We start from the raw sequence: 24,187 nt of genomic DNA, 5'->3' as shown, positions 1-24,187 counted from the left end.
GTCGGCCGGGCCGACTTCCCACGCGGCCGCCGTCCGCCGTCAGCGGCCGACCTCGCGCAGGCGGAAGTCCTCGACCGTCTCGCGCCGGATCAGCAGGCGGGCCCGGCCGTCCTTCACCGCGACCACGGCCGGGCGGCCGACCAGGTTGTAGCCGGACGCCATGGACAGCTGGTAGGCGCCGGCCGCCGGCATCGCCAGCAGGTCGCCGGGGCGCAGGTCGGCGGGCAGTGCGGCGTCCCGGACGAGCACGTCCCCGGCCTCGCAGTGGCGGCCGACCACGTCGACCCGTGTCTCCCCCGCCTCCGAGCGGCGGCCGACCAGCCGCACCGTGTACGGCGATCCGTACAGGGCCGGGCGCGGGTTGTCGCTCATGCCGCCGTCCACCGCGACGAAGCAGCGGCCGTCCGCCGTGTGCTTGACGGACAGCACCCGGTAGACCGCCACGGCGGCCGGTCCGGCGATCGCGCGGCCGGGTTCGACGATCAGCCGGGGCACGTCCAGGTCGGCCTCGGCGCAGCGCACCGCCAGCCGGTCGGTGACCCGGACGGCGAACTCGGCGAGGTCCAACTCCTCGTCCCCGGGCAGGTACCTGATGCCGTGGCCGCCGCCGAGGTCCAGTTCGGGCAGTTCGACGCCGTGCCGGTCCCGGGTCTCGGCGAGCAGCCGCACCACCGCGTCCACCGCCTCCAGGTACGGCTCGACCGAGGTGATCTGCGAGCCCAGGTGGCAGTGCAGGCCCGCCAGTTCGAGCCCCGGCTGGTCGAGCACCCGGGCGATCGCGTCGGCCGCGTCGCCGCCCTCGACGGGGAAGCCGAACTTCTGCCCGCCGATCCCGGTCCGCACCGCCGCGTGGTGTCCGGCGGCGATCCCCGGGACGATCCGGACCAGCACCTTCTGCGGCGTGTCGGCGGCCACCAGGGCGGCCAGCCGCGCGATCTCCGCCGGGCCGTCGATGACGATCCGCCCGACCCGCAGCCGCCGTGCCAGCCGCAGTTCCTCCGGGGACTTGGCGTTGCCGTGCAGGAGGATCCGCTGCGCCGGGAAGCCGGCCGAGACCGCCAGCCACAGCTCGCCCGACGAGCAGACGTCCAGGCCCAGCCCCTCCTGTTCCACCCAGTCGGCCATCGCGCTGCAGAGGAAGGCCTTGGCCGCGTACAGCACCTCGGCGTGCGGCAGCGCCCGCCGGTACGCCCGGGCCCGTCCCCGGGCCTCGGCCTCGTCCAGCACGTACAGCGGGGTGCCGAACCGCTCGGCGGCCTCGGCCAGCCCGACCCCGCCGATCAGCAGATCGGCTCCCCGGCCGGGCCGCGCCGAGGCCGGCCAGGGGCCGCCGAGCACGTCGGCGGAGGTGGTGCCAGGGGTGGTGGGGACGGGCGGGGCGATGAGCTGGGTCATGGCGGCTGCTCCTCTGGGTGGGCGCGTGGGCGGCGGGACGCCCTGACGGGTGTCAGTCCTCGTAGTGCATCGCGAAGCGGCAGTTCGCCGGGCGGGTGCGGTCCCGGTCGGCGGCCGGGGACGGTTCCGGCGGCTCGGGGCGGTCCCGGCGCCAGGCGGCGGGCACGAGGCGGACCGTCCGCTCCAGCGGCTCGTCGACGTCGATGACGGCGGTGACAGTGGTCATGGCGGGGTCCCTCCAGACGACGGCCCGGGCGGCCGCACCCCTCCAGTGGAGACCCTCCGCACACCGACCGCACCCGCCCTTGACGCAGGGCGTACGGCCCGGGGCCCGTCCTTGACGCCTTCCTGACAGCGGTCCGGCGGCCGGCCGGCGGCGGTGTCAGAGCTCCGTCAAGGACGGGGGTTTCGCCGCCAATCCTGTGTCAAGAGCGGCATGTCCCCCGGTTCTCCGGTGGTGGGCTGTCCGCCGTCCCCGCAGCCCCACCCGAACCCACCGCCCCGACGAACCGGGGCGGCCCGGAAGGTCCCCCGAGACGATGCGCCGTTCGGCCCTCACCACCCCGGACAACACCCCCGACCAGCAGAACTGGTTCCGCCGCCCGGAGCGCACCGCGGCCCCCGCGCCCGAGCCGCCGCCGAGCCACCGGCCCACCTCGCCGGGCGGCCGCCGCCGGCTGATCACCCGCCGCCAGCTGGCCGAGGCGCTGCCCGCCGCCGTCCGCAAGCTCCATCCGCGCACCATGATGCGCAACCCGGTGATGCTGGTGGTGGAGACGGGCTCCGCGCTCACCACGATCAGCGCCGTCCTCCACCCGGGCGTCTTCGCCTGGGTGATCTCCTTCTGGCTCTGGCTGACCGTGCTGTTCGCCAACCTCGCCGAGGCCGTCGCGGAGAGCCGCGGCAAGGCGCAGGCCGAGTCCCTGCGCCGCGCCCAGTCCGCCACCACCGCCCGGCGGCTGCTGCACTGGCGGGTCGGCACCCGCGATCACCGCCACGAGGTCATCCCCGCCGAGCAGTTGATGGTGCACGACATCGTGCTCGTTCCGGCCGGCGAGGTGGTCCCGCGGGACGGCGAGGTGGTCGAGGGCGTCGCCACGGTCGACGAGTCGGCGATCACCGGGGAGTCGGCTCCCGTCATCCGCGAGTCCGGCGGCGACCGCACCGGCGTCACCGGCGGCACCAGGGTGCTCTCCGACCACCTGGTCGTCCGGGTCACCTCCCGCCCCGGGCAGAGCTTCGTGGACCGGATGATCGCCCTGGTCGAGGGCGCCGACCGACAGAAGACGCCGAACGAGATCGCGCTCAACATCCTGCTGGCCTCGCTGACCATCGTCTTCCTGCTCTCGGTGGTCTCGCTCCAGCCGATGGCCGTCTACGCGCACGCGCCCCAGACCACCATCGTGCTGGTCGCGTTGATGGTCGCGCTGATCCCGACCACGATCGGCGCCCTGCTCTCCGCGATCGGCATCGCCGGGATGGACCGGCTGGTGCAGCGCAACGTGGTCGCCCTCTCCGGCCGGGCGGTGGAGGCCGCCGGGGACGTGGACGTGCTGCTGCTCGACAAGACCGGCACCATCACCCACGGCAACCGACGGGCCGTCGCCCTGCACCCGCTGCCCGGGGCGACCACCGAACAGCTCGCCGAGGCAGCCCAGTTGGCCTCCGTCGCGGACGGGACACCGGAGGGGCGGTCACTGGTCGAACTGACGAACCGTCAGTACTGGGTGCCGCCGCGCTCCCCCGGCGAACTCGGCGAGCAGCAGCCCGTACCGTTCACCGCCCACAGCCGGATGAGCGGCGTCGACCTCACCTGGCCGGACGGCACCACCTGCCTGGTCCGCAAGGGCGCGGCGAACGCCGTCGCCCGCTGGGTCGCGGACTCCGGCGGGCGGCTGCCGGCGGAGGCCGAACCCCTGGTGGACCGGATCGCCGGGGCCGGCGGCACCCCGCTGCTGGTCGCCGTCCACGACCGGCACGGCGCACGGGCGTTGGGCGTGGTCGAGCTCAAGGACGTGGTGAAGGAGGGCATCGCCGAACGCTTCGCCGAGCTGCGGCGGATGGGCATCCGTACCGTCATGGTCACCGGGGACAACCCGCTGACCGCGCGCGCCATCGCCGCCGAGGCCGGGGTGGACGACTTCCTCGCCGAGGCCACCCCGGAGGACAAGCTGGCCCACCTGCGACGCGAACAGGCCGCCGGGAACATGGTCGCGATGACCGGCGACGGCACCAACGACGCCCCCGCCCTCGCCCAGGCGGACGTCGGCGTCGCGATGAACTCCGGCACCCCGGCCGCCAAGGAGGCCGGCAACATGGTCGACCTCGACTCCAACCCGGCGAAGCTGATCGAGATCGTCCGGGTTGGCAAGCAACTCCTCATCACCCGGGGCGCGTTGACCACCTTCTCGATCACCAACGACGTGGCCAAGTTCTTCGCGATCATCCCCGCGATGTTCGCGAACGCCTACCCCGGGCTGCACCACCTCAACATCATGGAGCTGCACAGCCCCACCTCGGCGATCGCCTCCGCGATCATCTTCAACGCGCTGATCATCGTCGCCCTGATCCCGCTCGCCCTGCGCGGCGTGCGCTACCAGCCGGCCTCCGCGACCGACCTGCTCCGGCGCAACCTGCGGGTGTACGGACTGGGCGGGCTGGTGCTGCCGTTCCTCGGCATCAAGGCGATCGACCTGATCGTCCAGTTCGTCCCGGGGCTGGGCTGAGCGATCGGCCGGGGGATCCCGACCGGCCCGTCAGAGCGCTGTCAAAATGTGGGCGACCCGCGTCATGGTGGTGTCAGCGGCGGTACGGACGGCTCCGTTCCGGGGTTCACTGGAGACATCCGAAGCAAGGAGTTCCGAACCGGCGGAGCCCGATGGAGAGAGCCGCCGGAGAGACGGAGGCGAACGGCCATGACCGGGACCACCCGAGTGATCGTCGGCCTGAGCGGATCACTGAGCAGTCTGGCCGCCCTCTACCACGCCGTCGGCGAGGCGGCCCGGCACCAGGCGGTGCTGGTGCCCGTGGCCGCCTGGGCCGCCAACGAACGGGACGGCCTACGGCCGCTCTCCGAACTGGAACACGCCGCCCGGCGACGCCTCGACGTCGCCTTCGACCAGGCCTACGGCGGCTACCCGTCCGACCTGGTCATCCACCCGCTGGTGGTCAACGCCGAGCCCGGCCCCGCCCTGGTCGGCGCCGTCACCGGCCCGGCGGACCTGCTCGTCCTCGGCGCCGCCACCCGCCGCCGCCTGGACCGCCTGCGGCACGGCTCGGTCGCCCGCCACTGCCGCCACCGGGCCGGCTGCCGGGTGGTCGAGGTCTCGCCCTCGGCCCTCCTCACCCGCCTCGAACTCCCGGCCCGCACCGGCGCGCCACTCCCCCTGCTGGCCCGCTGACAGATCGTCACCGGCCTTCTGCTGAGGCCCACTTGTGCTACTCCGGGACGCGCAGGTGGGCGCTCAGCCAGCCGAGGGCGGGCGGGATGAGCCGGCCCCAGGTGGTGAAGTTGTGGCCGCCGGTGTCGACCGTCTCCTGGTCGACCACCAGCGGCGGACGGGCCGCCGCCGCGAAGGCGCTGGAGTCGGCGTAGGTGCTGCCGTCCTCCTTGCTGTCCGCGAGCAGCACCGCCAGGGGCGGCATCGGCAGGTGGGCCAGGCGCCAGTCGAGGTCGGCCTCGGCGCGGCGCTGCGGGTCGCCCGCGAAGAGGTCGCCCGTCGTGACGTCCTCCGCCGCCTTGAAGTAGCCGGAGAGCGAGACGGCCGCCGGGAAGGTCCGCGGGTGCTCCATGCCCAGCTTGACCGCGCAGTAGCCGCCGGTCGAGTCGCCGACGATCCCCAGGCTGCCGGTGCCGTCCAGCACCCGGTAGGAGGCCCGCAGGTCGGCGGGCACGTCGGTGGTGAAGTAGCGCTGCGCCTGCGGCCCGTTCGGGATGTCCTCGCACTCGCTGTCCCGGGGCATGGTCGGCGAGGGCCGCATCAGCACCAGGACGGTCGGCTGCATCGACCCCTTGCGCAGCAGGTCGAGTTCGGCCGCCGGGTAGCGCAGCTTGGTGACCAGGTTGGCGGCGTCGCCGGGGAAGCCGGTCAGCACCAGCACGGCCGGGAAGTGCCGCGCCTCGCCGCCGGGTTGGAAGTACTGCGGCGGCAGGTAGACGTAGCCGTCGGAGCTCAGCCCGGTGGTCGCCCCGGGCAGCCGCACCCGGTCGAGCCGCCCGATCCGGGCCGGATCGCGGCCGACCGCCCCCGCGCCGGTGATCTCCGCCGGACCGAGCACCTGCACGCCGGCCGCGCCCGCACCGGTGCCGCTGCCCGCCGCCGTACCACCGCCCCCCGTACCACCGCCCGTCCCCCGGATCACCCCCGCGCCGTGCTCGCGCCCCAGCAGGTCGGACCAGCTGCTGTAGAACACGAAGTAGTCGTTGACGGCGAGCCCCAGCGTGACCAGCAGGGCCAGCTGGGTGACGGCGATGGTGCCGAGCCGCAGGAACATCGCGGGCCAGCTCCGGACGGCCAGCCGGGGCCAGACCCACAGCGTGCCGAGCACCGTGAACACCGCGAGCAGCGCCGTCAGCGCCAGCAGCTTGTGGTTGGTGAGCCCCATCGGCCCCGACCTCCCCTACCGCCGTGAATCCCGGCCGCGGAACCCGGCCGCGGAACCCGGCGCTGTGGAACCCTGCCGCGAAGGCCGGCCGTGGAAGCGGAGCTCCGTACTCAAAGTAGCCGGTCGGACACCTCCGGGCACGCCACCGCGAGCCCGGGTTCCGCAACTTCGACAAGCCTGTCGAAGTTGGCATGCCCAGGCTATGCTGACCCGAAGCCCGCCCCTGGTCGGGCCCCTCGCCCCGTCGACGCACGCACCGCCCTGGTGCGCCCGACCGGAAGGAGGTGCGGTCGCAGCCTCCGCCAGACGGCCCACCCGGCCGGCCCTTCCCGATCGGCCAACAAGCCGTCCACATCGCCTTCTTGACGGTCCGTCAATTCTCATCCGCGATTTCACCGCCTGAACCGTGACGCGTGCCCCGGGCCGCCCACCGCCCGTTGTACGGAAGGTGAATCGCCGCGCCCGCCCGAAACCCCCGGCCGCCCCGCCGAGGAAGAGGTTCCGCATGACGACGTCCCGGACCCACCCGCGCCCCGCCGAAGCCGCGGTGCTGCTCACCGTGCTCGGCCTGCTCGTCCTGGAGGAGATCGCCCTCGGCATGGCCGAGGAGGAGGACCGCCCCGTCATCGGCGGCATCCTGATCGGCGCCTCCGGCACCGGCCTCCTGGTGGTCGGCGCGGTCCTGCTCAGCCGCTGGATCGACCTCCGCCGCCCACTCCCGCTACCCCCACCCGGCCCCAACGGCCGCGAGTACAGCGCCCGCGCCCTCGAAGGCTTCCCGATGGAGGCCGTCCGCCCCATACTGCTCGCCGAGAACGCCCCCCAGCTCGGCCACCTGTACTCCGCCTGGATGCTCGCCCGGGCCGGCCGCCCCGCCCCCTGGATCGCCCGCCGCCTGGCCATCCCCCCGGACGCCGCCCAGCTCCTCGTCGACGCCGCCCGCACGGCGAGACTCGATCAGCGCCGCTGACCAGGCGCCGCACTCGCCTGCGCCACCAGGTACGGCACCAGCCCGCGCTCCGCCAGCGCCGACCGCCAGGCATCCCGCGCCAGCACCAGCTCCCCCGGCCCGTCCGCCGCCTCCCCGGCCTCCGGCCCCCTAGACCGGGCCGCCCCCAGCAACCCCAGCCCGCCCACCAGCAGACTCACCGCACCCGCCCCGGCCGACACCCACCCGGCGTCCACCAGCGCGTGCGCCAGCACCTCCATGTCCTCGACCAGCCCCAGCACGGAACCCAGCAGCAGGAAGACCACCGCCGCCCCCACCGCGATGATCGGCACCACCACCCCCAGCACCCCCCACCACCCCGACGCCCGCTCCCTGGCCGGCACGTCCACCGGCAGCCGCGCCACCGCATCGGCATCCGCCCGCAACGCCGCGTACCGCTCGTACTCCGGCGCCGCCGCGGCCAGCACGAACTCCGCGTTCTCCCGCGCCGTCCGCCGCAACCGCTCCACCCCCCGGGCCTCCTCCCCACTCGCCCGCAACGCCGCCCGCACCTCCGGCGCCGAGAGCGCCCGCCCGAGCTCCGTCTCGAAGTCCGCCCGATCCTGCTGCGGCAGCCGAAGCGGCCTGTCCATGCTCGTCCCCGATCGCCGTGCGTAATGTTCTACAGAACTGTAGAACAAGGAGGCACGTTGCAGCAGCCCTGTTCACGGGTGGATTCGGTGCTCAGGAGGGGTCGGCCATGGGCACCCGGGCGAGGGCTGCACGGATCAGTTCGGCCGCGCCGAGGGCCTTGATACCCCACTGGTGGTACCACTCGGTGATCTGTGCCATCCGCTGTCCTGTCTTCAGCGAGTGCTTCAACAGACCGGCCAGGGTGACTTCCTCGATCCACGGCGTTCCGATCGACCACGATCGCGATCGGTCGAGGAGGTCGAACGCCTGGTCCGACGTAACCCCCGCCGGCAGGTCGTCGCTGGAGGGAACGATCCCGCGAGACCTCAGATGGCGAGCCAGCTCTCCGGGATGACGCTGAAGCCTGCGGGCGGCCATGATCAAGCGAGCGAACGGCACAGGATCACCCACCCGCAGGTCACTCCAGTCCATGACGCTGTCGCGCGCGAAGAGTTCCTCGTCCAATCGGGTGAGACTCTCCGGCAAGGCGATCGGAACGTCCAGACCGTAGGCCCGACACCGCTCAATGACCTCCCACAGTGAGGAATTCCTCGACGCCACCAAGGCGAAGAGCCGCTCAAAGGTTAGGTCGGCCGCATCATGCCAATGCGGACCCCCATCCTGGAACAACTCGAGATCCGCGACACAGGCATCCTCCGGGACGCGTGACACGGTGAACCCGGCTGCCTCAAGAACCTCCGCGGCCCGCTCCACCGTGATTCCCAGATCCCGCACCGCGCGCAGGAGATGATCCGGCGGCACCATTTCCGATCGTTCCAGCCAAGGACCAGTGTCCTCAAGTTCCCAACTCAACAGTGCCACAGTCTCGTCGGAGGGAATTGGCGGCAGACCAGTCGTGTCCGCCTCAAGGCCGTAGTTCGCCATCGCCACACAGACCTGGTCAATCGGAATCCCCAACACCCGGCCGGCTTTGACCAGATGCCCTGGCGGCACCGCGCCTCCCGGCTTGGGCCCGTCCCAGCGGGCGCCTTTCCCCGACCGCTTCCAGAGGAAGACGGGGTCGGTGTCGACGGCTACAGCGAGATCCACGATCTCGGGATCAAGCTCCCAGCCCGAGCCGAACAACACATCCGCCGCCTCCTTTACCGAAATCCCGTTTCGATCCGCCATGGCCAACAACTCACTGACGGCCACGGACGGATAGTCGGAGACCTGCCGGAGACTCAAACCGCGACGACGAAGAATACCTAACTCAAAAGCCCTGGCGTGAGCGCTCTCAGGAGTGACACCGAGATTCCGCGCAATTTCCGAGATCGACCTCTCATTCAGGTACGAGGGGGCCCACATCCTTTGTCCGAAGTTCTGGTGCCTTGGTGCCAACACGGCGATATCGGACGGCATCGCCGGACGCACTGCCTGGGCTGCGGGCAACTCTGGGCAGAGGCTCGCCAGTTCCGGGACCGAATCGTCCAGCCCGTGAGCCAACATTCTCCAGAGCAGAACGTGATCAGGCACGTTGCCCAGAATCGTCCCGCTGGCGAAGTCATCCAGATTTTCGAACCACTTCAGAATTCCGGCATCCGCCAGGAAGCAACCCGTACGACGGGTTTCGTACTCGATCCCGAGGAACTCAAACCCATGGCCCTGCCGGATGGCCTCGGCGGCCACCAGATCGGCAAGGTGGCAGTTCCCCTCCGTCACCTGATGGATCCACTCCATGCTCAGCACAGCCGATCCGCTCACGAACTCACCCACTGCTGCCACCAACAGTTCCCGGACCGTCTCCGATAGGTCACTGATGACGCGCCGGCGATCAACGGACAACTTCTTCGATGACAGCTTTCCAGTGAGGTTCACAACAGCGCCGGACAATCCGCGCGGCGAGACGACCCCGCGAACGACCTCCGGCTCGACCACCAGCCCGTCCACCAGCAGGGCCCCGCCGTGCTCGCACCACGTCACCTGCGCGCCCTCCGGGGCACCCGACCAGGACATCATCCGGCCCCAGGCGCTGAAGCCGAAGGACTCGCCCTGAGGCGCCTTCCGCGTTTTCAGAAGCCCCGGCTCCCAAGCGACTTCCCGGTCCCCGTGCAGCGCCGAAACCGAGAACTCCGCGACGGCTAGGAGACGTTCGAGGACATCCACACACGACCACGACTCGGCCATCTCAATGTCATCCCGCAGGTACAGCCGTACGATGGTGCCCGGATCACGGCCCTGCTCCGACCGTTTGGCGATGCGGAAGAGGTGGCTCGGGCCGTAAATGGACACATCCAGTTGCGGACCCAACTGACCCGAGGCGTCCAGGCGGCAGGTGGTGACCTGGATCTCGTCGGCGAGCATGAAGTAGCTCAGGACGCCGATGCCGAATCGGCTGTTCGGATACAGCTCGACGGGCGGGTCGACCTTGCGCCACTCGGCGCGTTCGAGCTTGAAGTCCAGCTGCTCCGCGAAGCGGGCGCCGGCGTTGGAGAAGACGCCCCTCAGCTCCTCCTCCCCCATGCCGACGCCGTTGTCCTGGCACTCCAGGTAGGCGCGGCCGTTCTCGTCCACGCCCTGGCGGAACTCGATACGACCGTCGTAGGTGAAGGTCGCGATGGGGTTGGTGCGGTCCAGGTACTCCGTGCGGGCGCGGCGGTAGCGGCAGGCATCGAGGGCGTTCTGGTAGAGCTCACGGACGGCCAGATCTCGGTCGCGGTAGAGCTCTACGCCCATCAGTAGGCTGCGCACCCTCCGTTCATCCATGCGGAAGCGGGCCCAGCCGGTGAAGGCGCCGGCGGCGGGGGCGGTTTCGTCCGAGGCGAGACGAGTGGGAAGTGGGTGTGTGGTGAGGACCCGGCGGACGGCGTGGAGGAGTTCGTCGGCCCGGGCGGTGTACTCGCGCAGTCCTTCGACTACCGCCTCGTGGTGGCACTCGGCGCGCAGTACCGGCAGGTCGTAGGAGCCGCCCCACGCGGCCTCGTCCAACGTTCGGCGCAGGTCGGTGAGGTCGACCTCGTACGGGATGCCGAGGTGTTCGGCCACGATCTCGGGCAGGGCGGTCATCTCGATGGCGGTCCCGTACGCCAGCGCGAGCAGCAGGGCCAACCTGGGCTCCCGGACGTGCTGTTCGCCGGGGGCTCGCAGGTGGTCGTCGGCGCTGAGGCTTGCCAGGTAGTCGCGGTTGCCGACGTCAGGGCCCCGACGGAGACCGTGCAGCAGGGCGCAGACGCGCTTGAGGGCGAAGGTCTCGCCGAGGTCGGCGAGCATCGGCAACTGGTCGATGATCTCCTGGACGCCCTCGGGGTCGGCGAGGTCTTCGTGCTGGTCGAGCCAGCGATGGAAGAGCCACCAACCGAGCGTGGCGGCAGAGGCGGGTCGGGTTCGGGTGCGGCCCACGAGCAGGTCGTATGACTCGATGAACTGCTCGTACGCGGCCCGGTCGACGTCGGGTTCGGGCGAGGGCGCGAGATCGGTCGGATTGATAGCGGACCTCGCCGCAGCCAGACGCAGCGCACGGACCCGGTAGAGGAGCGGCAGCACAACCAATAGCGCGGCCTCGGCCGGGTACAGGTCGAGCCGATCGTCGCCGAGCAGCCAGTCGACCCGTGAAGCGAAGCGCACCGCGATCCCGGGGTCCTGCCACGGGTCTTCGGCGAGCACCGTCTCGTCCCGCAGTCGGGCCAGTTCACCGACGGCCTTCAGGACGACGCACCGGTACGGCTCGACGTCCCGGTCCTCCCGGACGTGCCTCCAGACCCGCGACTCGGCAGCGGCCCGTACCCACGCGTCGGCCCCTTCCGGTACGGCCGAGGGCTGGCTCCCGCCCACGTAGACAGCCCCGATGTGCCCGGCCTGCACGACCGGGCCGTTCGTCGTGCCGCTCATCGTGTTCGACGTGCTGTCGACCATCCCTCGTACCCTCCCCGTCCCCATGTGCAGGGGACGAGCGTAGGGCAATAGCCCCTCACGCCACGGTCAGAATCCCGCGCATGAAGTGGTGGAACGTACAGAGGTACGAGTACCCGCCCGGCTGGGTGGGAGCGGTGAGTGTCGCGCTGCCGCCCGGGGCGATCGGGCCGGTGTCGAAGGTGCCGTCCTGGGCGGTGAGGGTGTGGGCGGTGGTGCCGGTGTTGGTCACGGTGACCGCCGTGCCCGGGCGGAGGGTGAAGTCGGCCGGCTCGAAGGAGAAGTCGCGGATCGTCACCGTCCCCGTGAAGGGGCTGGGCGACGGCGGGGCCGTGGATGGCGACGACGGCGCGACGGTACTGCTGGTCTCCTCCGGGCCCGGCACCATGAACGAGCTGACGCAGCCGGTCAGTACGGGGCCCGCGGCGAGCAGGAGGGTCGAGGCCCGGAGGAGGGTCCGCATCAGTTGGGGGTGGCGAGCAGCCTGGCCCGCTTGGAGTCGGCGGCGGCCGACGGGGTGGCGCCGATGTTGGAGACGGTGGTGGTGAGGATGGCGTCGACATCCGGGATCCAGTTGGTGGTCTTGGACTGGACGAGGACCTTCCGTGTCTGCGGCGTGCCGTCGCAGATCACGTCCGCCTCCGCGGTCCGGCTGGAGCCGAAGGCGACGGCGGTGTTGTCCTCCGGGTCTCTCTGTTCGACGGAGACGGTGAGCGAACGGGCCTCGTCCGCGATCGAGCAGAGGTACTCGACCTGTACCCGGACCCGGCCGGGGAGCTTGGGGTCGATGACGGCGTCGCCGAGGGTGACGGTGGTGGGGACCGGCTCGTCGGCACGGGCCGGTACGGCGGCCCCCGCGGCGCCGGTGAGGCCGGTGAGGGCCGAGGTGAGTACCGTCAGGATGATCCACCGCTGCACTGAAACCTCCGGTCTGAGGACGTATGGGCGTACGAACGCATTGCGGCCGACGTTAACCGGCCGGAGATCCACCCGCGCGCCCAACCGTCCGAACGTCATACCAACAGCCCAGCGCCCCGTCCGCTGCCCTCCCCAGCCGGTCCCAACCGCCCCCACCCGACCCTCGCCCGCCTGGTCCTGCGGCGCTACGACGAGGCCCGGACGGCCGGCCCCGCCCGTTGGTGTGCGTGAGAAGTCGACCTGGCCGACTTCTCACGCACGCAAGGGGAATGACGCCGGCCCGTGCCCCGGGACACCTGGGGCACGGGCCGGAAGGGTGCACTCCGCGCAGGTCACGTCGTCAGGTGGTCGAACTCCCCGGCCTTGACGCCGCACAGGAGCGCGCCGAGCGCGCCCGGCGAAGTGGCGAGGACGGTGTCGGGGTCATCGCTCTCACGAATCCGGACAGTGGCGTCGGCAACTGCTGAGACGTAGATGCAGTTGGCGGTGTCGCCGCTGAACGAGGACTTCTGCCAGCTCTGAACGGCCATGGTTCTTCCCGTCTCACATGCTCTGGGCGGTACGGCGGATCAGGTCGCGGGACGCGTCGGGCTTGAGCGCACTCGCCTCCAGCCGATCCAATACGGCTCGATACTTGATCAGCTGCGGCTCGGTGTCAATGAACTCGAATCGGTCCCCATCGACCTGGACACTGTCCAACCGCGCGACCTCTGCTGCGAAGTACACGATCCCGGCACCGGAACTGGGGTAGCTACCGGTGCCGAACGGGATGACACGAAGATCGATGTGCGGGTGCTCACTCATGGTCAACAGATATTCGAGCTGATCACGGGCAACCTTGCGGCCCCCGAAACCCATCCGCAAGGCCGTCTCATGGACGACGGCCGACAGCGGCATCGGACGGTCACCGAAGAGCACCGCCTGTCGCTTGATGCGGTGGGATACCAGGTGCTCCACTTCGGGCGGGGACAACGGCGGGACTACGTCCCGGAACAGGGCACGAGCATGCTCAGGGGTCTGGAGAAGACCAGGGATGTGAACCACTGAGACGATCCGCATCGTCTGCGTGTGGTGTTCGAGTTCCGCCAGGTCGAGCGCGCCGGCCGGGAGGATCTCGCGGTACTCCTCCCACCAGCCGCGCGTGCGGCCGCCGGTCATGTGCGTCAGCGCCTCGATCAGGGCGTCGTCCGCGCAGCCGTAGAGACGCGCCAGGGTCCGTACGCGATCCGCGCTCACCGGGTACCCGCCGGATTCGATGTTGCTGATGCGGGACTGCGGGGTGCCGTGCAGTTCCCCGGCTCGTGTGACCGAGAGTCCCGCCTGCTCGCGCAACCGGCGCAGCTCCGCGCCGAGTCGCCGCTGCCGGATGCTCGGCGGAGTCTTGCTGGGCGGCATCCGCTGTCTCCTCGCTCTCGACCGCCGTCGTCGGCGCCCGTCACCCATGGGAGTGGTAGTGATACAGATTCCTCAAAGGCGGTGGACTACATACTACCGACTGGCTACTTTTGACCCTGCGTCATGGATGCCCGCTGCCGGCGGTGACAGCAGTGCGGCGTCCAACTCCCCTACATGTAGGAGACTTCCATGAGCACTACGCCCTCGCCAAACTCCCGCCCGGCCACGCTCCGCCCGCCGGTCGAACCGACCTTCGACCAGGAGCTGTGCGGGCTCGTGCTCGACACCGCACCCCGGCTGTTCGCCGTCGTCCAGGTGTGCGGCGAGAACGCCGACGGGTGGGTCGCGGCCTGGGGGCTCGCCGACTCGGACGGCCGGAGCCACGTGATCAGCATCAATGGGCGGACGCGGATGACCCTCCCCTCGCCCGAGCGGGCCGTGCGCCACTTCTCCGGACGGCCGGGCATCACCGCCCGGCTGATCTGGCTCTCCCCACCGAAGGCCGCCACCGTGAGCCGCGCCGCTGCGGCCTGAACCTCCCCCGTACCTCCCCCTACCCGCGCTCGACGAAGGCCAGCAGGCGCTCGTTGACCAGCTCGGGCTGCTCCAGATTGAGTCCGTGTCCGGCCTTCTCGACAACCTCCGCCCGCACGCCCGGGATCAGGCGGGTGACCCGCTCCACCACCTGGCGCGGCCTCAGCAGCGCGCTGCGCCTGCCCACCAGCACCAGCACCGGCAGCTCGATCGACGCCAACTCCCCGTCCGTGAACGGCCGGGCCGGCGGGCGGCTGCCCGGCTTGTAGCTCCGCATGGCGAGCATCAGCGGTGCGATCATCTCGCGCGGCGCGCTCAGTGCCGGGTTGGCCAGCAGCCGGCCGACCGCCGGGCGCAGCGGGCGCGGGGCGAGCATGCCGAACAGGCCGCCGACCATGTGGGCGTAGAACCGCGCGGGGACCTTCTCGATCCCGCCCGGGTCGAGCGGTGCGACCGAGGCCAGCCGCTCGGGCGCGTGGATCGCCTGGTTGAGCGCCAGCCAGCCGCCGTACGACACCCCGACCAGGTGGACCCGCTCCAGCCCGAGGCCGGCCAGCACCTCCCCCAGCCAGGCCGCGTTCTCCTGCGACCCGGCCGCGACGGCGCGTTGCACGCTGCGGCCCGGGTCGTCCAGGGTGTCGATCGCGTAGACGGGGTGCCGCTCGCCGAGCGCCGCGATCTGCGGGTACCAGTTGGACGGGTGCCCGGCGTGGCCGTGCAGCAGCACGATCGGGTCGCCGGTCGTCGCGCCGTAGCGGTGGACGTGGACGCTCCCGTACGCGGTCTCGACGTCGAGTTCCCGGCGCGGGCCCGGCCAGAGTTCCATCGCCCGGTCGTACGCCTCAAGGAACTTCGCCCGAGCCGGCTCGCTGACGAAGTGTCCGACGCTGGTCCTGGTCATGATCCCTCCCCTGTTTGATGGTATGGTTGTACCACAAAAAGATCCGGAAGGAACCCGATGCCGAAGCTGGTGGATCACGAGGAGCGGCGGGCCCACATCATCGACGCCCTGCTCCGCTCGGCGGCGAGCGGCGGGCTGCACTCCGTCACCATGCGGTCGGTGGCGGTCGAGGCAGGCGTCTCGGTGCGCCTCGTGCAGTACTACTTCGACACCAAGGAGCAGTTGCTGCTCGCCGCCATGACCCGGCTGACGGCCCGCATGGGCGAACGGGTCCAGCGGCGCGTCCGCGCGAGCGGCGCCACCGACCCGCGCGGCATCATCGAAGCCGTCCTGCTCGAAGCCGTCCCCACCGACGAGGAGAGCCGGGCCTTCCACCTCATCCACACCGAGTACGCGGTGCTCTCCGTCACCGATCCGGCCCTCGGCGGGCCCCAATTTCTCGCCGCACCCAACGAGATGGAGGCCTTCCTCGCCGCCCAGCTGACCGCCGCCCAACAGGCCGGAACCGCCGCCCCGCAGCTGGACCCCCACCAGGAGGCCGTCGTCCTCCTCGCCGTCTCCGCCGGCCTCGGCCTCAGCGTCCTGCTCGGCCAGCGAACGGCGGAGGCCGCCACCACCGTCCTGCGCTACCACCTCGGGCGGCTCTTCCCCGGCCAGGAATCCATCCGGTCGATCACGTGACTCACTAGACTCTCTCCTCATCCTGGAGGGGGTGGCTGAAGCAGTGATGACTCGCGAGTCGGCTGTTGCGATGGTGCAGAAGATCATGGATGGGGACTGCTACGACGACGCCGAGGTCGACCGCACGCTGGAGGCACTGGACAGGGGCCTCGGCTGTCCGAGCGGCTATGTCAGCGACTTGATCTACTCGGCCGACGGGCCGGAGCCGACAGCGGCCGAGGTGGTCGAACTGGCGCTGGCCCACCGGCCGTTCGCGCTGTGAGAACGACAACCGCTCGGACGTGCTTCGGCCAGTGCAGCGCATTGTCACGCGGGCGGGTGAGCCGACGGTCGGCGCCCGTACGGAAACCGGTGCCGCTGGCAGGATGGCGGCCATGTCGAACACCAGGCGCGTGAAGCCGCCCACCCGTTCCCGGACCGCCCCGGGAACGTCCGTCCACACGATCAAGGTCACCCTGTCCGACTCCAAGCCCCCGATCTGGCGTCGCCTGCAGGTGCCGTCGGGCACGGATCTGCGGCGGCTGCACGACCTGGTCCAGGCCTCGTTCGGCTGGGAGGACGACCACATGTGGGCCTTCGAGACCGGGCGGGAACGGTACGGCGTCACCGATCGGGACCTGGGGATCCGCGACGCGACGGCGATGCGCCTCGACCAGATCGCCCCCGGCGTCGGCACGCGGTTCCGCTACATCTACGACTTCGGCGACAACTGGGAGCACGACATCCTCGTCGAGGCCGTAGGAGACGCCGAACCCGGTGTCTCCTACCCTCACTGCCTCACCGGCCGACGGGCCGGCCCGCCCGAGGACTGCGGCGGGATCTGGGGATACGAGTACCTCGTCGAGGTTCTCACCGACCCCGGCCACGAAGAACATGAGGAACGACTCGAATGGCTCGGCCTCGACTCGGCCGACCAGTTCGACCCCGCCGCGTTCGACCCAGCCGAGATCAACACCGCCCTGGCCGACTACACGACCGTACTCGTCCACGACTGAAACCGGACCGCGCCCAGCCGATCGCGCCCCCACCCCCGCCGGGGGCGATCAAGACCCTCGCAGGATCAACGCGGTGCTGCACCGGTAGTGCTTTGTCAGGCCAGTGCTGGTCTTGGCCTGGGTCAAAGCACTACAGGAGCCTGACTCTTCGACGGGTTGGTCAGTGGACGACGAGCCGGTTCTGCTCTCCGTCGAAGATGTCAGCCAGGACGTCGGCCTCCCTCCGGTGCCCTTCGAAGAAACCCCGCCGGTCGACGTGCACGACCAGGATGTCGTGGCTGTCGATCACCTCGGAGATGCCCCGGGTCTCGATCGTGTCCGACCACGCGTTCAGGTTCCGACCGAACCACTCCGGCAGCCCGCAGGGCTCGCTCACCGCGTCCCAGAAGTCGTTCAGTGTCTCGATCCGCCGACCGCGCAGGTCGACTATCAGCTCGCTGTCCGTCATCCCAGCAGGGTAGCGAGCCGACTGCCGGCCAAGAGACACGCTCCGACCGAGGAAGCCTCGACGCGGTCGTCAGAAGTAGCCGAAGAAGCGGTCCGACCAGGTGGGCCGCTGAATGTACGAGGGCAGTCGGCTCGGCCCGTCGTAGTCGCTCTCCAGTAGTTCCTCGGCAACCACGACATAGCCGAGTTCGACCAGCGCCCGGTTGACCCTGGCGAGGTCCGCGTCGTCCAGCTCGCCCTCGGCCCGGGCTTCCTCCGTTCCACTGAAGGCGCCCGGGTTGTCGGCGCAGACCAGCGCCAGTGAGCCGAACTTGCTGACGCAGACGACGATCCGGGTTCCGCAGACGGTCGCGTCCCCGGGAACGACGACACGTCCGTACTCGCTGGAGTCCTGGGCGTCCTGCTCGGCCGGGCAGGGAGCAGCGAAGTCGCCTTCGAGTCGAGCCACCAGAGCACCGAAGCGAACCGCGGTCCCGCGACGGTCGTAGCGCTGCGGCCACTCCAGCCACTCCGGATCGTCGAGCTCGCGCAGCAGTGCCGGCAGGTCCGCTTCACTCTCGGTCATGCGCTCATCCTGGCGTGGCAGCCGCCCGCGGAACAGTCCGGGGCACCGGCACACTCACCGCTCCCCGACCTCACCCGCTCAGATTCAGTAGCATCAGGCATTCCGATCGTGAAGGAGTGCCGACCGCGTGAGACTCGTCAGCGACCCCGTGTACGGCGAAGTGGATCTGACGGCGTCGGCGGAGGAACTGAACCGTCTGGCGAGCGCGGTGGCCGAGGGCAAGGGGCTTCTCGGCTCTACCCCCTCGCCGGACGCCGACGCCCTGGCGGGGATCGAGGTGAAGGGGACCGCCGGCCCCGGTGTCCTTGTCCATCTGGACCCCGAGCGGCAGTTCCTCGTGATCAGCGGTGACTCCGCCGGCCGGGCGGTACTCGCGGACAACCTGCGCGGCATGGCTTCCGCCGAGGACGGCGGCCACCTCCACATCGACTACTTTCCCGGGCACTTCTACCTTGCCGAGGGTTCCCTGCCGCTGGTGGTCAACAGTCCGCACGGAGGCATGCCGACCCGCTGAACCGGCCGTTGGTTGTCTGTGGTGACCGAGGATCCGATCAGCGGGATGCCCGCCGGGGCGGTGGTCGCTTCGTCAGTCCTGGAGCCGGCCGAGCAGTCCCCTCCTGAGCGGCGGTAGCGGTCCCGGAGAAAATGGATTGCCTTGGGGGCGGCGCTCACGTTGGCTGGGCAGCATGGCTGAACTGCGTACCGATCGCCTCGTGCTCCGTCGATGGCAAGACTCCGACCTTGAACCGTGGGCGGCTATGAATGCCGATCCTGAGGTTCGGGAGCACTTGGGCGACCTGCTCACCCGCGAACGGAGCGATGCCTCCGTGGCGCGGTTCCAGGCCGAGTTCGACCGGCGAGGCTACGGATGGTGGGCAGTTCAAGTACAGGCCACGGGCGAGTTCATCGGCTTCGCGGGCTTGGACCAGGTGGATGATGACATGCCGTTCACGGGGGTAGAGATCGGTTGGAGGCTCGCTCGCTCGGCCTGGGGCCAGGGTTACGCCACCGAGGCCGCCCTGGCTGCTCTTGCCTTCGGCTTCGAAACGCTTGAACTCCCCGAGATTCTTGCAGTGACGACCGCCACCAACATCCGTTCCCAAGCAGTGATGCGCCGGATCGGCATGACCCGCGACCCGGCTGACGATTTCGACGACCCCGCCGCGCCCGAAGGGCCATTGCGTCCGAACGTGCTGTACCGAATCGCGCGTGGTGTGAGGGCCTGACGCGCTCCCTCCTGGTCGGTCGACCTGCGCACACGGACAGGCTCAGCCACCACACCCCCAACGGTCGCATCGGACGTCTCCGGACATCCAACCGCTCGAACCGCCGATCCGGCGAACCTTCCCGGTCAGTACGACTAGACCAAGGCCCCCTGCTCCGCGGGCTGGCGCGGGACGCCGTGGAACACCTGGCGCGTGTGCCACTGCCGGTGGCGGTCGGCGACCGGGGGGCGGCCTGGTTGCGGGCCGATGAGCGGGCGGCCGGAGAGTGCGAGGACGTGGCGGCGGCTGGCCTCGCTGCGGCCGACGAAGCGGTCGGAGACCAGGATGCGATGGCCCTCACCGAGGCCCAACACGCCCTTGTCGAAGAGCTTGTGGTGCAGTGAGCACAGGCACAGGCCGTTGTCGACCTCGTCCGGCCCGTCGTGCGACCACCAGCGCACGTGCGCGGCCTCCAGCCCGACCGGGCTCGCCCCGAGGGCGCCGTCGTAGCCGCAGATGGCGCACTGGAACTCGTAGGCGGTGAGTATCAGTTCACGCATCCGCCGGTCGCGCTGACGCCGGGCCGCGGCCTCGGGCCCGCCCACGGCCCCGGTCTCGGCCCGCTCCAGGTCGAGGCCGACCGCCTCGCAGAGGTCGGCGTGCAGGGACGTCGGGAAGTGGGCGTCCAGCAGCACCCGGGCCATCCGGCCCAGCAGGGCCGGCTCCTCGCCGAGCGCGGCCCGCAGCGCGGGCGCGAGCCTGCCGGCGGCCCCGCTCGACCGGAGGACCCCGACCCCGCTGCCGGGGCTCCCCGGCCCCTGGTCGGTGCGGACCTCCCACACCCCGTCGCTGACCAGGTGGTGGAACGGGTAGGCGGGGGTCGTCGGACGCGGCGGGCCGTACTCGACGAGCAGCCGCTTCAGCTCCTCCTCGACCGCGCTGTACCGCAGTTCGCCGCCGGCGTCCCGCTGGTACCCGCCGAGCGCGTAGAGCAGCAGCAGCGGCTTGTGCGGCGCACGCTCGCCGCCCTTCGTCCAGCGCCTCAGCCGTGCCACCCGATCGAGCCAGTCCATGCCGGCCAGCGTAGTTCGCGGCACGACTAAGGGATCACCCGGGCCGACGGGTCTGCCCCGGCTCCCCGAGCCGGTCGAGGTCACTCCGGCCGGAATGCGCTGGCCTTGAGCGTGACGGGTGAGCCACGATTCCCTCTCGTGCCGGTTGAAGGAGGGAGAGTCATGGCCGAGGTGGCTCCGATGGATCTTGTCGTTCTCGCTGACGATGAGGGCAGCGGCGTCGGCATCACGGTCCTGGGGCGGCACCCGCGATGGTCCGGCGGGCTTGCCGCCGAGATCGCCGTGGCGACGCCCTTCGTCAGTGGGCGCATCGACCTGGTGCTGTCGGCCTCGAAGTTGGAGGAGTGGGGCCTGGCCCTGGACAGGCTCGATACCGGCCAGGACATCGAGTGGATGGAGATGGACAGCGGACCGTCCGTCTTCATCCAGCTCACCGGTGAGCGCGGGTGCCCCGAAGTGGTTGTCGAGGACGAGTCGGGCTCGATGGTCACCGTGCGGGTTCCGATCGACCTGCCGGAAGGGTGGATCACGGACCACCGCGAACGCCTCCGGAACCTGCTGGACTCCTGGAGCCCGATCCCGTCAGTGTAGGGATGGCAACGGCCCGGCCTGCTGTCGGCCGGAGGCGAACTGGTCGTACTGGTCGTACTGGTCGAGGAGTTCGGACGTCGCGGCTTGGTCCGGCGCGACCTCCAGGGCTGCGGCGAGGTGGTGGCGCGGCGGGCGGGGCCGGGTCGAAGGATCGGTGGAATTTTTTTCCGGATCGACCGGATGCCAACCACCCAACGGCGGCAGGCATTGTCGGCATGCCATCCAAAAGTGCCCACGAGAGCGGCCCGTCCCACAAAGTTCGGACTTGCGGGCTGGAACGGCGTCGAAATGTGGTGCGCTTCTTTCTGCGGCGATTTCACGAATTCGCAGGTGGAGATGTGTGCTCCGTAGACGAAACCATGGCTCTGACCTGCGGAGATCAGCAATAATTTATATCAATCTGCACTACTCCAACGGCCGGTACAGGACCGTCGCTTCGGAATCAGGAGGCGGTCCACACCCTGCCCGAGCGTGGGTATCCTCGTCACCGGACCCGCAGACGGGCATGAAATGGGCGCCGCTCCCTCGCCGGAACGGCGCCCGTATGCCTCATCGGGTTCGAAATCCGTTATCCGATCCGGAAGGCATTGCCATGCTCTCACAGGAAACACCCGCACCGACCCCGTCCCGGTCCCGGCGGCTGCACCTGCGGGTGACCGCCGGCGGTCTCGGCAGCCTGGCGACGGCGGTCGACCTGGGCCTCGGGTGGCGTCTCGTCCGGGCCGGGATGGGCGCGCCCCAGGCCGGGGCGATCTGCTTCGGCCTCCTGGCCGTCCCGGCGCTGGTGGCGCTGACCGCTGTCCTGTGGTCCGCCGACCGACTGGAGGCCTCGCCCCGGAGCTGACCGGGCGAGGACGGTCCGGGCACCCAATAAATTTACTGGGTGCTCTGACTACCCTCGCCCGGAAGGGAGTTGTCACGGATCACGTGATCCGTGACCTCCCCCGCCCGCCGCACCGCTGCTGCGCCGTGCGCCAGGCGGCGGTGACGGCCCGGTGGGCGGCGGCGGTGGCCTCGGGGATGTCGCCGGGCAGGTGGAGCGGGGCGCCGAGGTGGACGTGCAGGGCGGGGCGGCGCAGGGGGGCGGTGGCGAGTCCGGCGAGCTGTTTGGCGGTGCCGCCCGAGCTGAGGCGGCGGGCGCCGCACTGGCCGAGCGGCACCACGGGGGCGCCGGTCGCCGCCGCGAGCCGGGCGAGGCCGGTGCGGAAGGCGCCCGGTTCGGCGTCGCGGGAGTCCCGGTGCTTGGGCAGGCCGCCCTCGCCGTAGATGAGGACGACCCGGCCGGCCGCGAGTGCCGCCGCGGCCGCGTCGAGGGCTTCGGCCGCCCGGGCCGTGCCGCGGCGGACGGGGATGTGCCCGCCGGAGCGCAGCACTCCGCCGAGCACCGGTACCCGCCACAGTCCGGCGGTCGCCATCACCACCGGCTCGGTGCCCAGGCGGCGCAGCGCGGCCAGCACCACGCCGGGGTCGGCGGCCGAGGTGTGGTTGGCCGCGACGACGCTTCCCGGGGCGACCGGGCCGGGTGTCTCGGAGGTGACGGAGAGGCGCCCGAGGACGGGCACCAGGGCGGCGGCGATCCGGCTGAGCATGGCGGGCCCTCCGTGGCCTCCGGCGTCGTGGGACCGCTATCGTCCCGGCACACCGGCCCCGCCCGCCTGAGTAGCGGTACTCAAACGGGACCGGGTGCCGGTCGCCGGGTCAGCCGCGCTGTACGGTGACCCGGTCCACGGCGGTGCCGTCCTCGGTGAGCGAGCGCACCTCCATCCGGGCGGGCCTGCCCGCGACGGCGGGGGTCACGTCGACCGCCACCAGGCAGTAGCCGGTGTACCGGACCCTGGACCAGGTGACCTTGACGGTCTGGTTGTGGCCGCTCCGGTCGGAGACCACCATCGGCACGGGCTTGTCGTTGGCGCTCTCGTGCCCGAGGTAGGTGTCGGCGGCGGGGAAGGAGTAGAGCCCGCCGCCACCGCCGCCCGCGACGACGTAGGTGGTGCCGTCCTTGACCGGGTCGACGGTGTCGCCGGAGGCGACCTTGCGGGTGGGCTTGCCGGCCCGGATGGGGTCGGTCCGCTCGTAGACGTGGTTGTGGCCGCTGAGCACCAGGTCCACCTGGTACTTGTCGAACAGCGGGGCCCAGTCCTGCTGCGCGCCGAGTTCGGCCCCGTTGTCGTGGCAGGTGGAGTACGTGCACTGGTGCAGGTAGACGACGATGAAGTCGATGCCGGTGTCGGCGCGGAGCGCGGCGAGCCGGCTCTCCAGCCACTTCTTCTGCTTGCCCTTGGTGTAGTCGAGGTTGGCGGGGGTGTTGTAGCAGACGTCGTTGCCGTCGAGGCTGATCAGGCCGACGTTCTGGTAGCGCCAGGAGTAGATGCCGGTGGACTGGCTCCAGGCGTTGTCGGGCGTGGTGAAGCGGGCGCGCATGCCGCCGTAGCCGTCGGTCCCGTACCAGGGCTCCATCTCGTGGTTGCCGATCGCCGGCATCCACGGGGTCCGCGCGGCGACGGGTTCGTTCTGTACGAAGAAGGAGTCCCACAGGCGGGCGTCGTACGCGTCGCTGGTCTTGCCGCTGCCGCCGGCGTTGGCGTAGGAGAGGTCGCCCATGTGGAGGTGGAAGGCGGGGTCGAGGCCGGCGATCAGGTTTCCGGTGGCCGCCGCGTTGTACCCGATGCCCTGGTCGCCGAAGGCGGTGAAGGTGAATCCGGCGCCGCGGCCGGGGGCGGGCGCGGTGCGGAAGCTCGCCACGTCGCCGAGCCGGGCGCCCTGGCCGGCCGGGTCGTAGCCCTGGTGGCCGACGACGTAGTAGTAGGTGGTGTCCGGGATCAGCTGGTCCAGCCGCGCGTGCAGGTAGTACTGGGTGACGGTGGTGGGCTTGACGAGGGGCTGGTCCTCGACCGGCTTCTGCCAGGAGAGCTTGCTGACCAGGGCGCGGACCTCGGCGGCGATCGGGGCGCCGTAGTCGCCGGGCTGGACGCCGATGCGGACGAACGGCGCGGTCACCGCGTCCGGCACCTGCCAGGAGACGACGACCTGCTGGGACGGGTCGGCCCCGTAGGCGAGGTGCCGGCCGAAGGGCCGCAGCGCGGACCCGGCGGTCCGCTCGCCCCGGGGCGCGGGGACGGTCGGGGCGGCGGGGGAGGTCGGGGTGACGGGGAGGGTCGGGGTGGCGAGGGCGGTCGGGCGCGGGGCCGCCAGGGCGGTGCCCGGCAGCAGCAGGCCGCCGGCCGCGAGGGCAGCTCCGCCCGCCGCGCCGGCTCGGAGGAGGTCGCGCCGGGAGTGCCGTGGGGTCTCGGTCTCGGACATGACATCAAGTTAGGAAACTTCCCTAACCTTTGACAAGAGGTCCGGCACCACCGGACGTGTTTTCGATTCCCGTTCAAGGCAGGCGAGTTGGTACGACAGCGAGGGCCCGCCG

Annotated in this window: 26 protein-coding genes; 11 read left to right on the top strand and 15 right to left on the bottom strand. The window is 70.9% G+C overall.

What is annotated here, in order from left to right:
* Positions 1-39: 39 nt before the first annotated feature.
* Together lysA and ACFRQN_RS27945 are read right to left on the bottom strand one after the other, a co-directional pair.
* Entirely contained in the window at positions 40-1,395 is a 1,356-nt protein-coding gene (gene lysA / locus ACFRQN_RS27950) for a diaminopimelate decarboxylase (RefSeq protein ID WP_380742949.1), read from the bottom strand.
* A 52-nt stretch (positions 1,396-1,447) separates the two neighbouring features.
* Positions 1,448-1,621, bottom strand: coding sequence for a hypothetical protein (locus tag ACFRQN_RS27945; protein ID WP_375874815.1), 174 nt, complete (start codon positions 1,619-1,621; stop codon positions 1,448-1,450).
* A gap of 313 nt (positions 1,622-1,934) precedes the next feature.
* Here ACFRQN_RS27945 and kdpB point away from each other — a divergent pair, with 313 nt between their 5' ends.
* A complete protein-coding gene (kdpB, locus tag ACFRQN_RS27940; protein ID WP_079272120.1) occupies positions 1,935-4,121 on the top strand; it encodes a potassium-transporting ATPase subunit KdpB in 2,187 nt (728 codons plus the stop codon).
* Positions 4,122-4,310: 189 nt separating this feature from the next.
* Positions 4,311-4,796: a universal stress protein gene (locus tag ACFRQN_RS27935; RefSeq protein WP_049650056.1), complete on the top strand. Its 486-nt coding sequence runs from the start codon at positions 4,311-4,313 to the stop codon at positions 4,794-4,796.
* A gap of 37 nt (positions 4,797-4,833) precedes the next feature.
* Here the strand turns inward: ACFRQN_RS27935 and ACFRQN_RS27930 are convergent, their stop codons facing one another.
* Positions 4,834-6,000 carry an alpha/beta hydrolase gene (locus ACFRQN_RS27930; protein WP_380742947.1) on the bottom strand — a complete coding sequence of 389 codons (1,167 nt, stop codon included), beginning with the start codon at positions 5,998-6,000 and terminating at the stop codon, positions 4,834-4,836.
* Between the two features lie 505 nt (positions 6,001-6,505).
* On the opposite strand from ACFRQN_RS27930, the gene ACFRQN_RS27925 reads away from it, so the two are divergent.
* Positions 6,506-6,970 carry a hypothetical protein gene (locus ACFRQN_RS27925; protein WP_117487037.1) on the top strand — a complete coding sequence of 155 codons (465 nt, stop codon included), beginning with the start codon at positions 6,506-6,508 and terminating at the stop codon, positions 6,968-6,970.
* Here the strand turns inward: ACFRQN_RS27925 and ACFRQN_RS27920 are convergent.
* The 6 genes from ACFRQN_RS27920 to ACFRQN_RS27895 all read right to left on the bottom strand — a co-directional run bounded on the left by ACFRQN_RS27920 (position 6,958) and on the right by ACFRQN_RS27895 (position 13,783).
* A complete protein-coding gene (locus tag ACFRQN_RS27920) occupies positions 6,958-7,581 on the bottom strand; it encodes a hypothetical protein (protein ID WP_380742944.1) in 624 nt (207 codons plus the stop codon). The genes ACFRQN_RS27925 and ACFRQN_RS27920 overlap by 13 nt on opposite strands.
* A 91-nt stretch (positions 7,582-7,672) precedes the next feature.
* On the bottom strand, positions 7,673-11,473 hold the full coding sequence (locus ACFRQN_RS27915) for a hypothetical protein (RefSeq protein ID WP_074002516.1): 3,801 nt from the start codon (positions 11,471-11,473) through the stop codon (positions 7,673-7,675).
* A gap of 55 nt (positions 11,474-11,528) precedes the next feature.
* The gene (locus tag ACFRQN_RS27910; RefSeq protein WP_241852880.1) at positions 11,529-11,933 is read right to left on the bottom strand and encodes a cupredoxin domain-containing protein; all 405 of its coding nucleotides are present in this window, start codon (positions 11,931-11,933) and stop codon (positions 11,529-11,531) included.
* Positions 11,933-12,388, bottom strand: a complete 456-nt coding sequence (locus ACFRQN_RS27905; RefSeq protein ID WP_074002515.1) for a hypothetical protein — start codon at positions 12,386-12,388, stop codon at positions 11,933-11,935. The genes ACFRQN_RS27910 and ACFRQN_RS27905 overlap by 1 nt, the downstream gene beginning before the upstream one ends.
* 332 nt (positions 12,389-12,720) lie before the next feature.
* Positions 12,721-12,918, bottom strand: a complete 198-nt coding sequence (locus tag ACFRQN_RS27900; RefSeq protein ID WP_074002514.1) for a DUF397 domain-containing protein — start codon at positions 12,916-12,918, stop codon at positions 12,721-12,723.
* A 13-nt stretch (positions 12,919-12,931) separates the two neighbouring features.
* Positions 12,932-13,783 carry a helix-turn-helix domain-containing protein gene (locus ACFRQN_RS27895; RefSeq protein ID WP_380742942.1) on the bottom strand — a complete coding sequence of 284 codons (852 nt, stop codon included), beginning with the start codon at positions 13,781-13,783 and terminating at the stop codon, positions 12,932-12,934.
* Positions 13,784-13,972: 189 nt separating this feature from the next.
* Between ACFRQN_RS27895 and ACFRQN_RS27890 the strand changes: the two genes are divergently transcribed.
* Entirely contained in the window at positions 13,973-14,317 is a 345-nt protein-coding gene (locus tag ACFRQN_RS27890; protein WP_074002512.1) for a hypothetical protein, read from the top strand.
* Positions 14,318-14,336: 19 nt separating this feature from the next.
* Here the strand turns inward: ACFRQN_RS27890 and ACFRQN_RS27885 are convergent, their stop codons facing one another.
* Positions 14,337-15,218, bottom strand: coding sequence for an alpha/beta fold hydrolase (locus tag ACFRQN_RS27885; protein WP_380742940.1), 882 nt, complete (start codon positions 15,216-15,218; stop codon positions 14,337-14,339).
* Between the two features lie 57 nt (positions 15,219-15,275).
* On the opposite strand from ACFRQN_RS27885, the gene ACFRQN_RS27880 reads away from it, so the two are divergent.
* The 3 genes from ACFRQN_RS27880 to ACFRQN_RS27870 all read left to right on the top strand — a co-directional run bounded on the left by ACFRQN_RS27880 (position 15,276) and on the right by ACFRQN_RS27870 (position 16,894).
* Complete coding sequence (locus tag ACFRQN_RS27880) at positions 15,276-15,899, top strand: TetR/AcrR family transcriptional regulator (RefSeq protein ID WP_380742938.1); 624 nt, start codon at positions 15,276-15,278, stop codon at positions 15,897-15,899.
* Positions 15,900-15,969: 70 nt separating this feature from the next.
* On the top strand, positions 15,970-16,161 hold the full coding sequence (locus ACFRQN_RS27875; RefSeq protein WP_380742936.1) for an e9imm peptide: 192 nt from the start codon (positions 15,970-15,972) through the stop codon (positions 16,159-16,161).
* A 112-nt stretch (positions 16,162-16,273) separates the two neighbouring features.
* Positions 16,274-16,894, top strand: a complete 621-nt coding sequence (locus tag ACFRQN_RS27870; RefSeq protein WP_380742934.1) for a plasmid pRiA4b ORF-3 family protein — start codon at positions 16,274-16,276, stop codon at positions 16,892-16,894.
* A 160-nt stretch (positions 16,895-17,054) separates the two neighbouring features.
* Here ACFRQN_RS27870 and ACFRQN_RS27865 read toward each other — a convergent pair whose 3' ends face one another.
* Positions 17,055-17,342 carry a barstar family protein gene (locus tag ACFRQN_RS27865; protein ID WP_380742932.1) on the bottom strand — a complete coding sequence of 96 codons (288 nt, stop codon included), beginning with the start codon at positions 17,340-17,342 and terminating at the stop codon, positions 17,055-17,057.
* Between the two features lie 69 nt (positions 17,343-17,411).
* The gene (locus ACFRQN_RS27860) at positions 17,412-17,906 is read right to left on the bottom strand and encodes a hypothetical protein (RefSeq protein ID WP_380742930.1); all 495 of its coding nucleotides are present in this window, start codon (positions 17,904-17,906) and stop codon (positions 17,412-17,414) included.
* 127 nt (positions 17,907-18,033) lie between these two features.
* Here ACFRQN_RS27860 and ACFRQN_RS27855 point away from each other — a divergent pair, with 127 nt between their 5' ends.
* The gene (locus ACFRQN_RS27855; RefSeq protein WP_380742928.1) at positions 18,034-18,420 is read left to right on the top strand and encodes a hypothetical protein; all 387 of its coding nucleotides are present in this window, start codon (positions 18,034-18,036) and stop codon (positions 18,418-18,420) included.
* Positions 18,421-18,592: 172 nt separating this feature from the next.
* A complete protein-coding gene (locus tag ACFRQN_RS27850) occupies positions 18,593-19,132 on the top strand; it encodes a GNAT family N-acetyltransferase (RefSeq protein WP_380742926.1) in 540 nt (179 codons plus the stop codon).
* A gap of 134 nt (positions 19,133-19,266) precedes the next feature.
* On the opposite strand, the gene ACFRQN_RS27845 is transcribed toward ACFRQN_RS27850, so the two are convergent.
* Positions 19,267-20,184 (bottom strand): phosphorothioated DNA-binding restriction endonuclease, encoded by a 918-nt coding sequence (locus ACFRQN_RS27845; RefSeq protein ID WP_380742924.1) that lies wholly within the window; start codon positions 20,182-20,184, stop codon positions 19,267-19,269.
* Between the two features lie 162 nt (positions 20,185-20,346).
* Between ACFRQN_RS27845 and ACFRQN_RS27840 the strand changes: the two genes are divergently transcribed.
* Together ACFRQN_RS27840 and ACFRQN_RS27835 are read left to right on the top strand one after the other, a co-directional pair.
* On the top strand, positions 20,347-20,775 hold the full coding sequence (locus tag ACFRQN_RS27840) for a DUF5959 family protein (protein WP_380742922.1): 429 nt from the start codon (positions 20,347-20,349) through the stop codon (positions 20,773-20,775).
* Positions 20,776-21,367: 592 nt separating this feature from the next.
* Entirely contained in the window at positions 21,368-21,619 is a 252-nt protein-coding gene (locus tag ACFRQN_RS27835; protein WP_375874798.1) for a hypothetical protein, read from the top strand.
* 79 nt (positions 21,620-21,698) lie between these two features.
* Here ACFRQN_RS27835 and ACFRQN_RS27830 read toward each other — a convergent pair whose 3' ends face one another.
* Together ACFRQN_RS27830 and ACFRQN_RS27825 are read right to left on the bottom strand one after the other, a co-directional pair.
* Positions 21,699-22,364, bottom strand: coding sequence for a lysophospholipid acyltransferase family protein (locus ACFRQN_RS27830; protein ID WP_380742920.1), 666 nt, complete (start codon positions 22,362-22,364; stop codon positions 21,699-21,701).
* Between the two features lie 109 nt (positions 22,365-22,473).
* Entirely contained in the window at positions 22,474-24,075 is a 1,602-nt protein-coding gene (locus ACFRQN_RS27825) for a purple acid phosphatase family protein (RefSeq protein ID WP_380742918.1), read from the bottom strand.
* Positions 24,076-24,187 lie beyond the last annotated feature (112 nt).

Origin of the sequence: Kitasatospora sp. NPDC056800, from assembly GCF_042789775.1 — a bacterium.
In the GTDB taxonomy this organism is placed as follows: domain Bacteria; phylum Actinomycetota; class Actinomycetes; order Streptomycetales; family Streptomycetaceae; genus Kitasatospora.
This window is presented reverse-complemented; position numbering and strand designations above follow the sequence as displayed.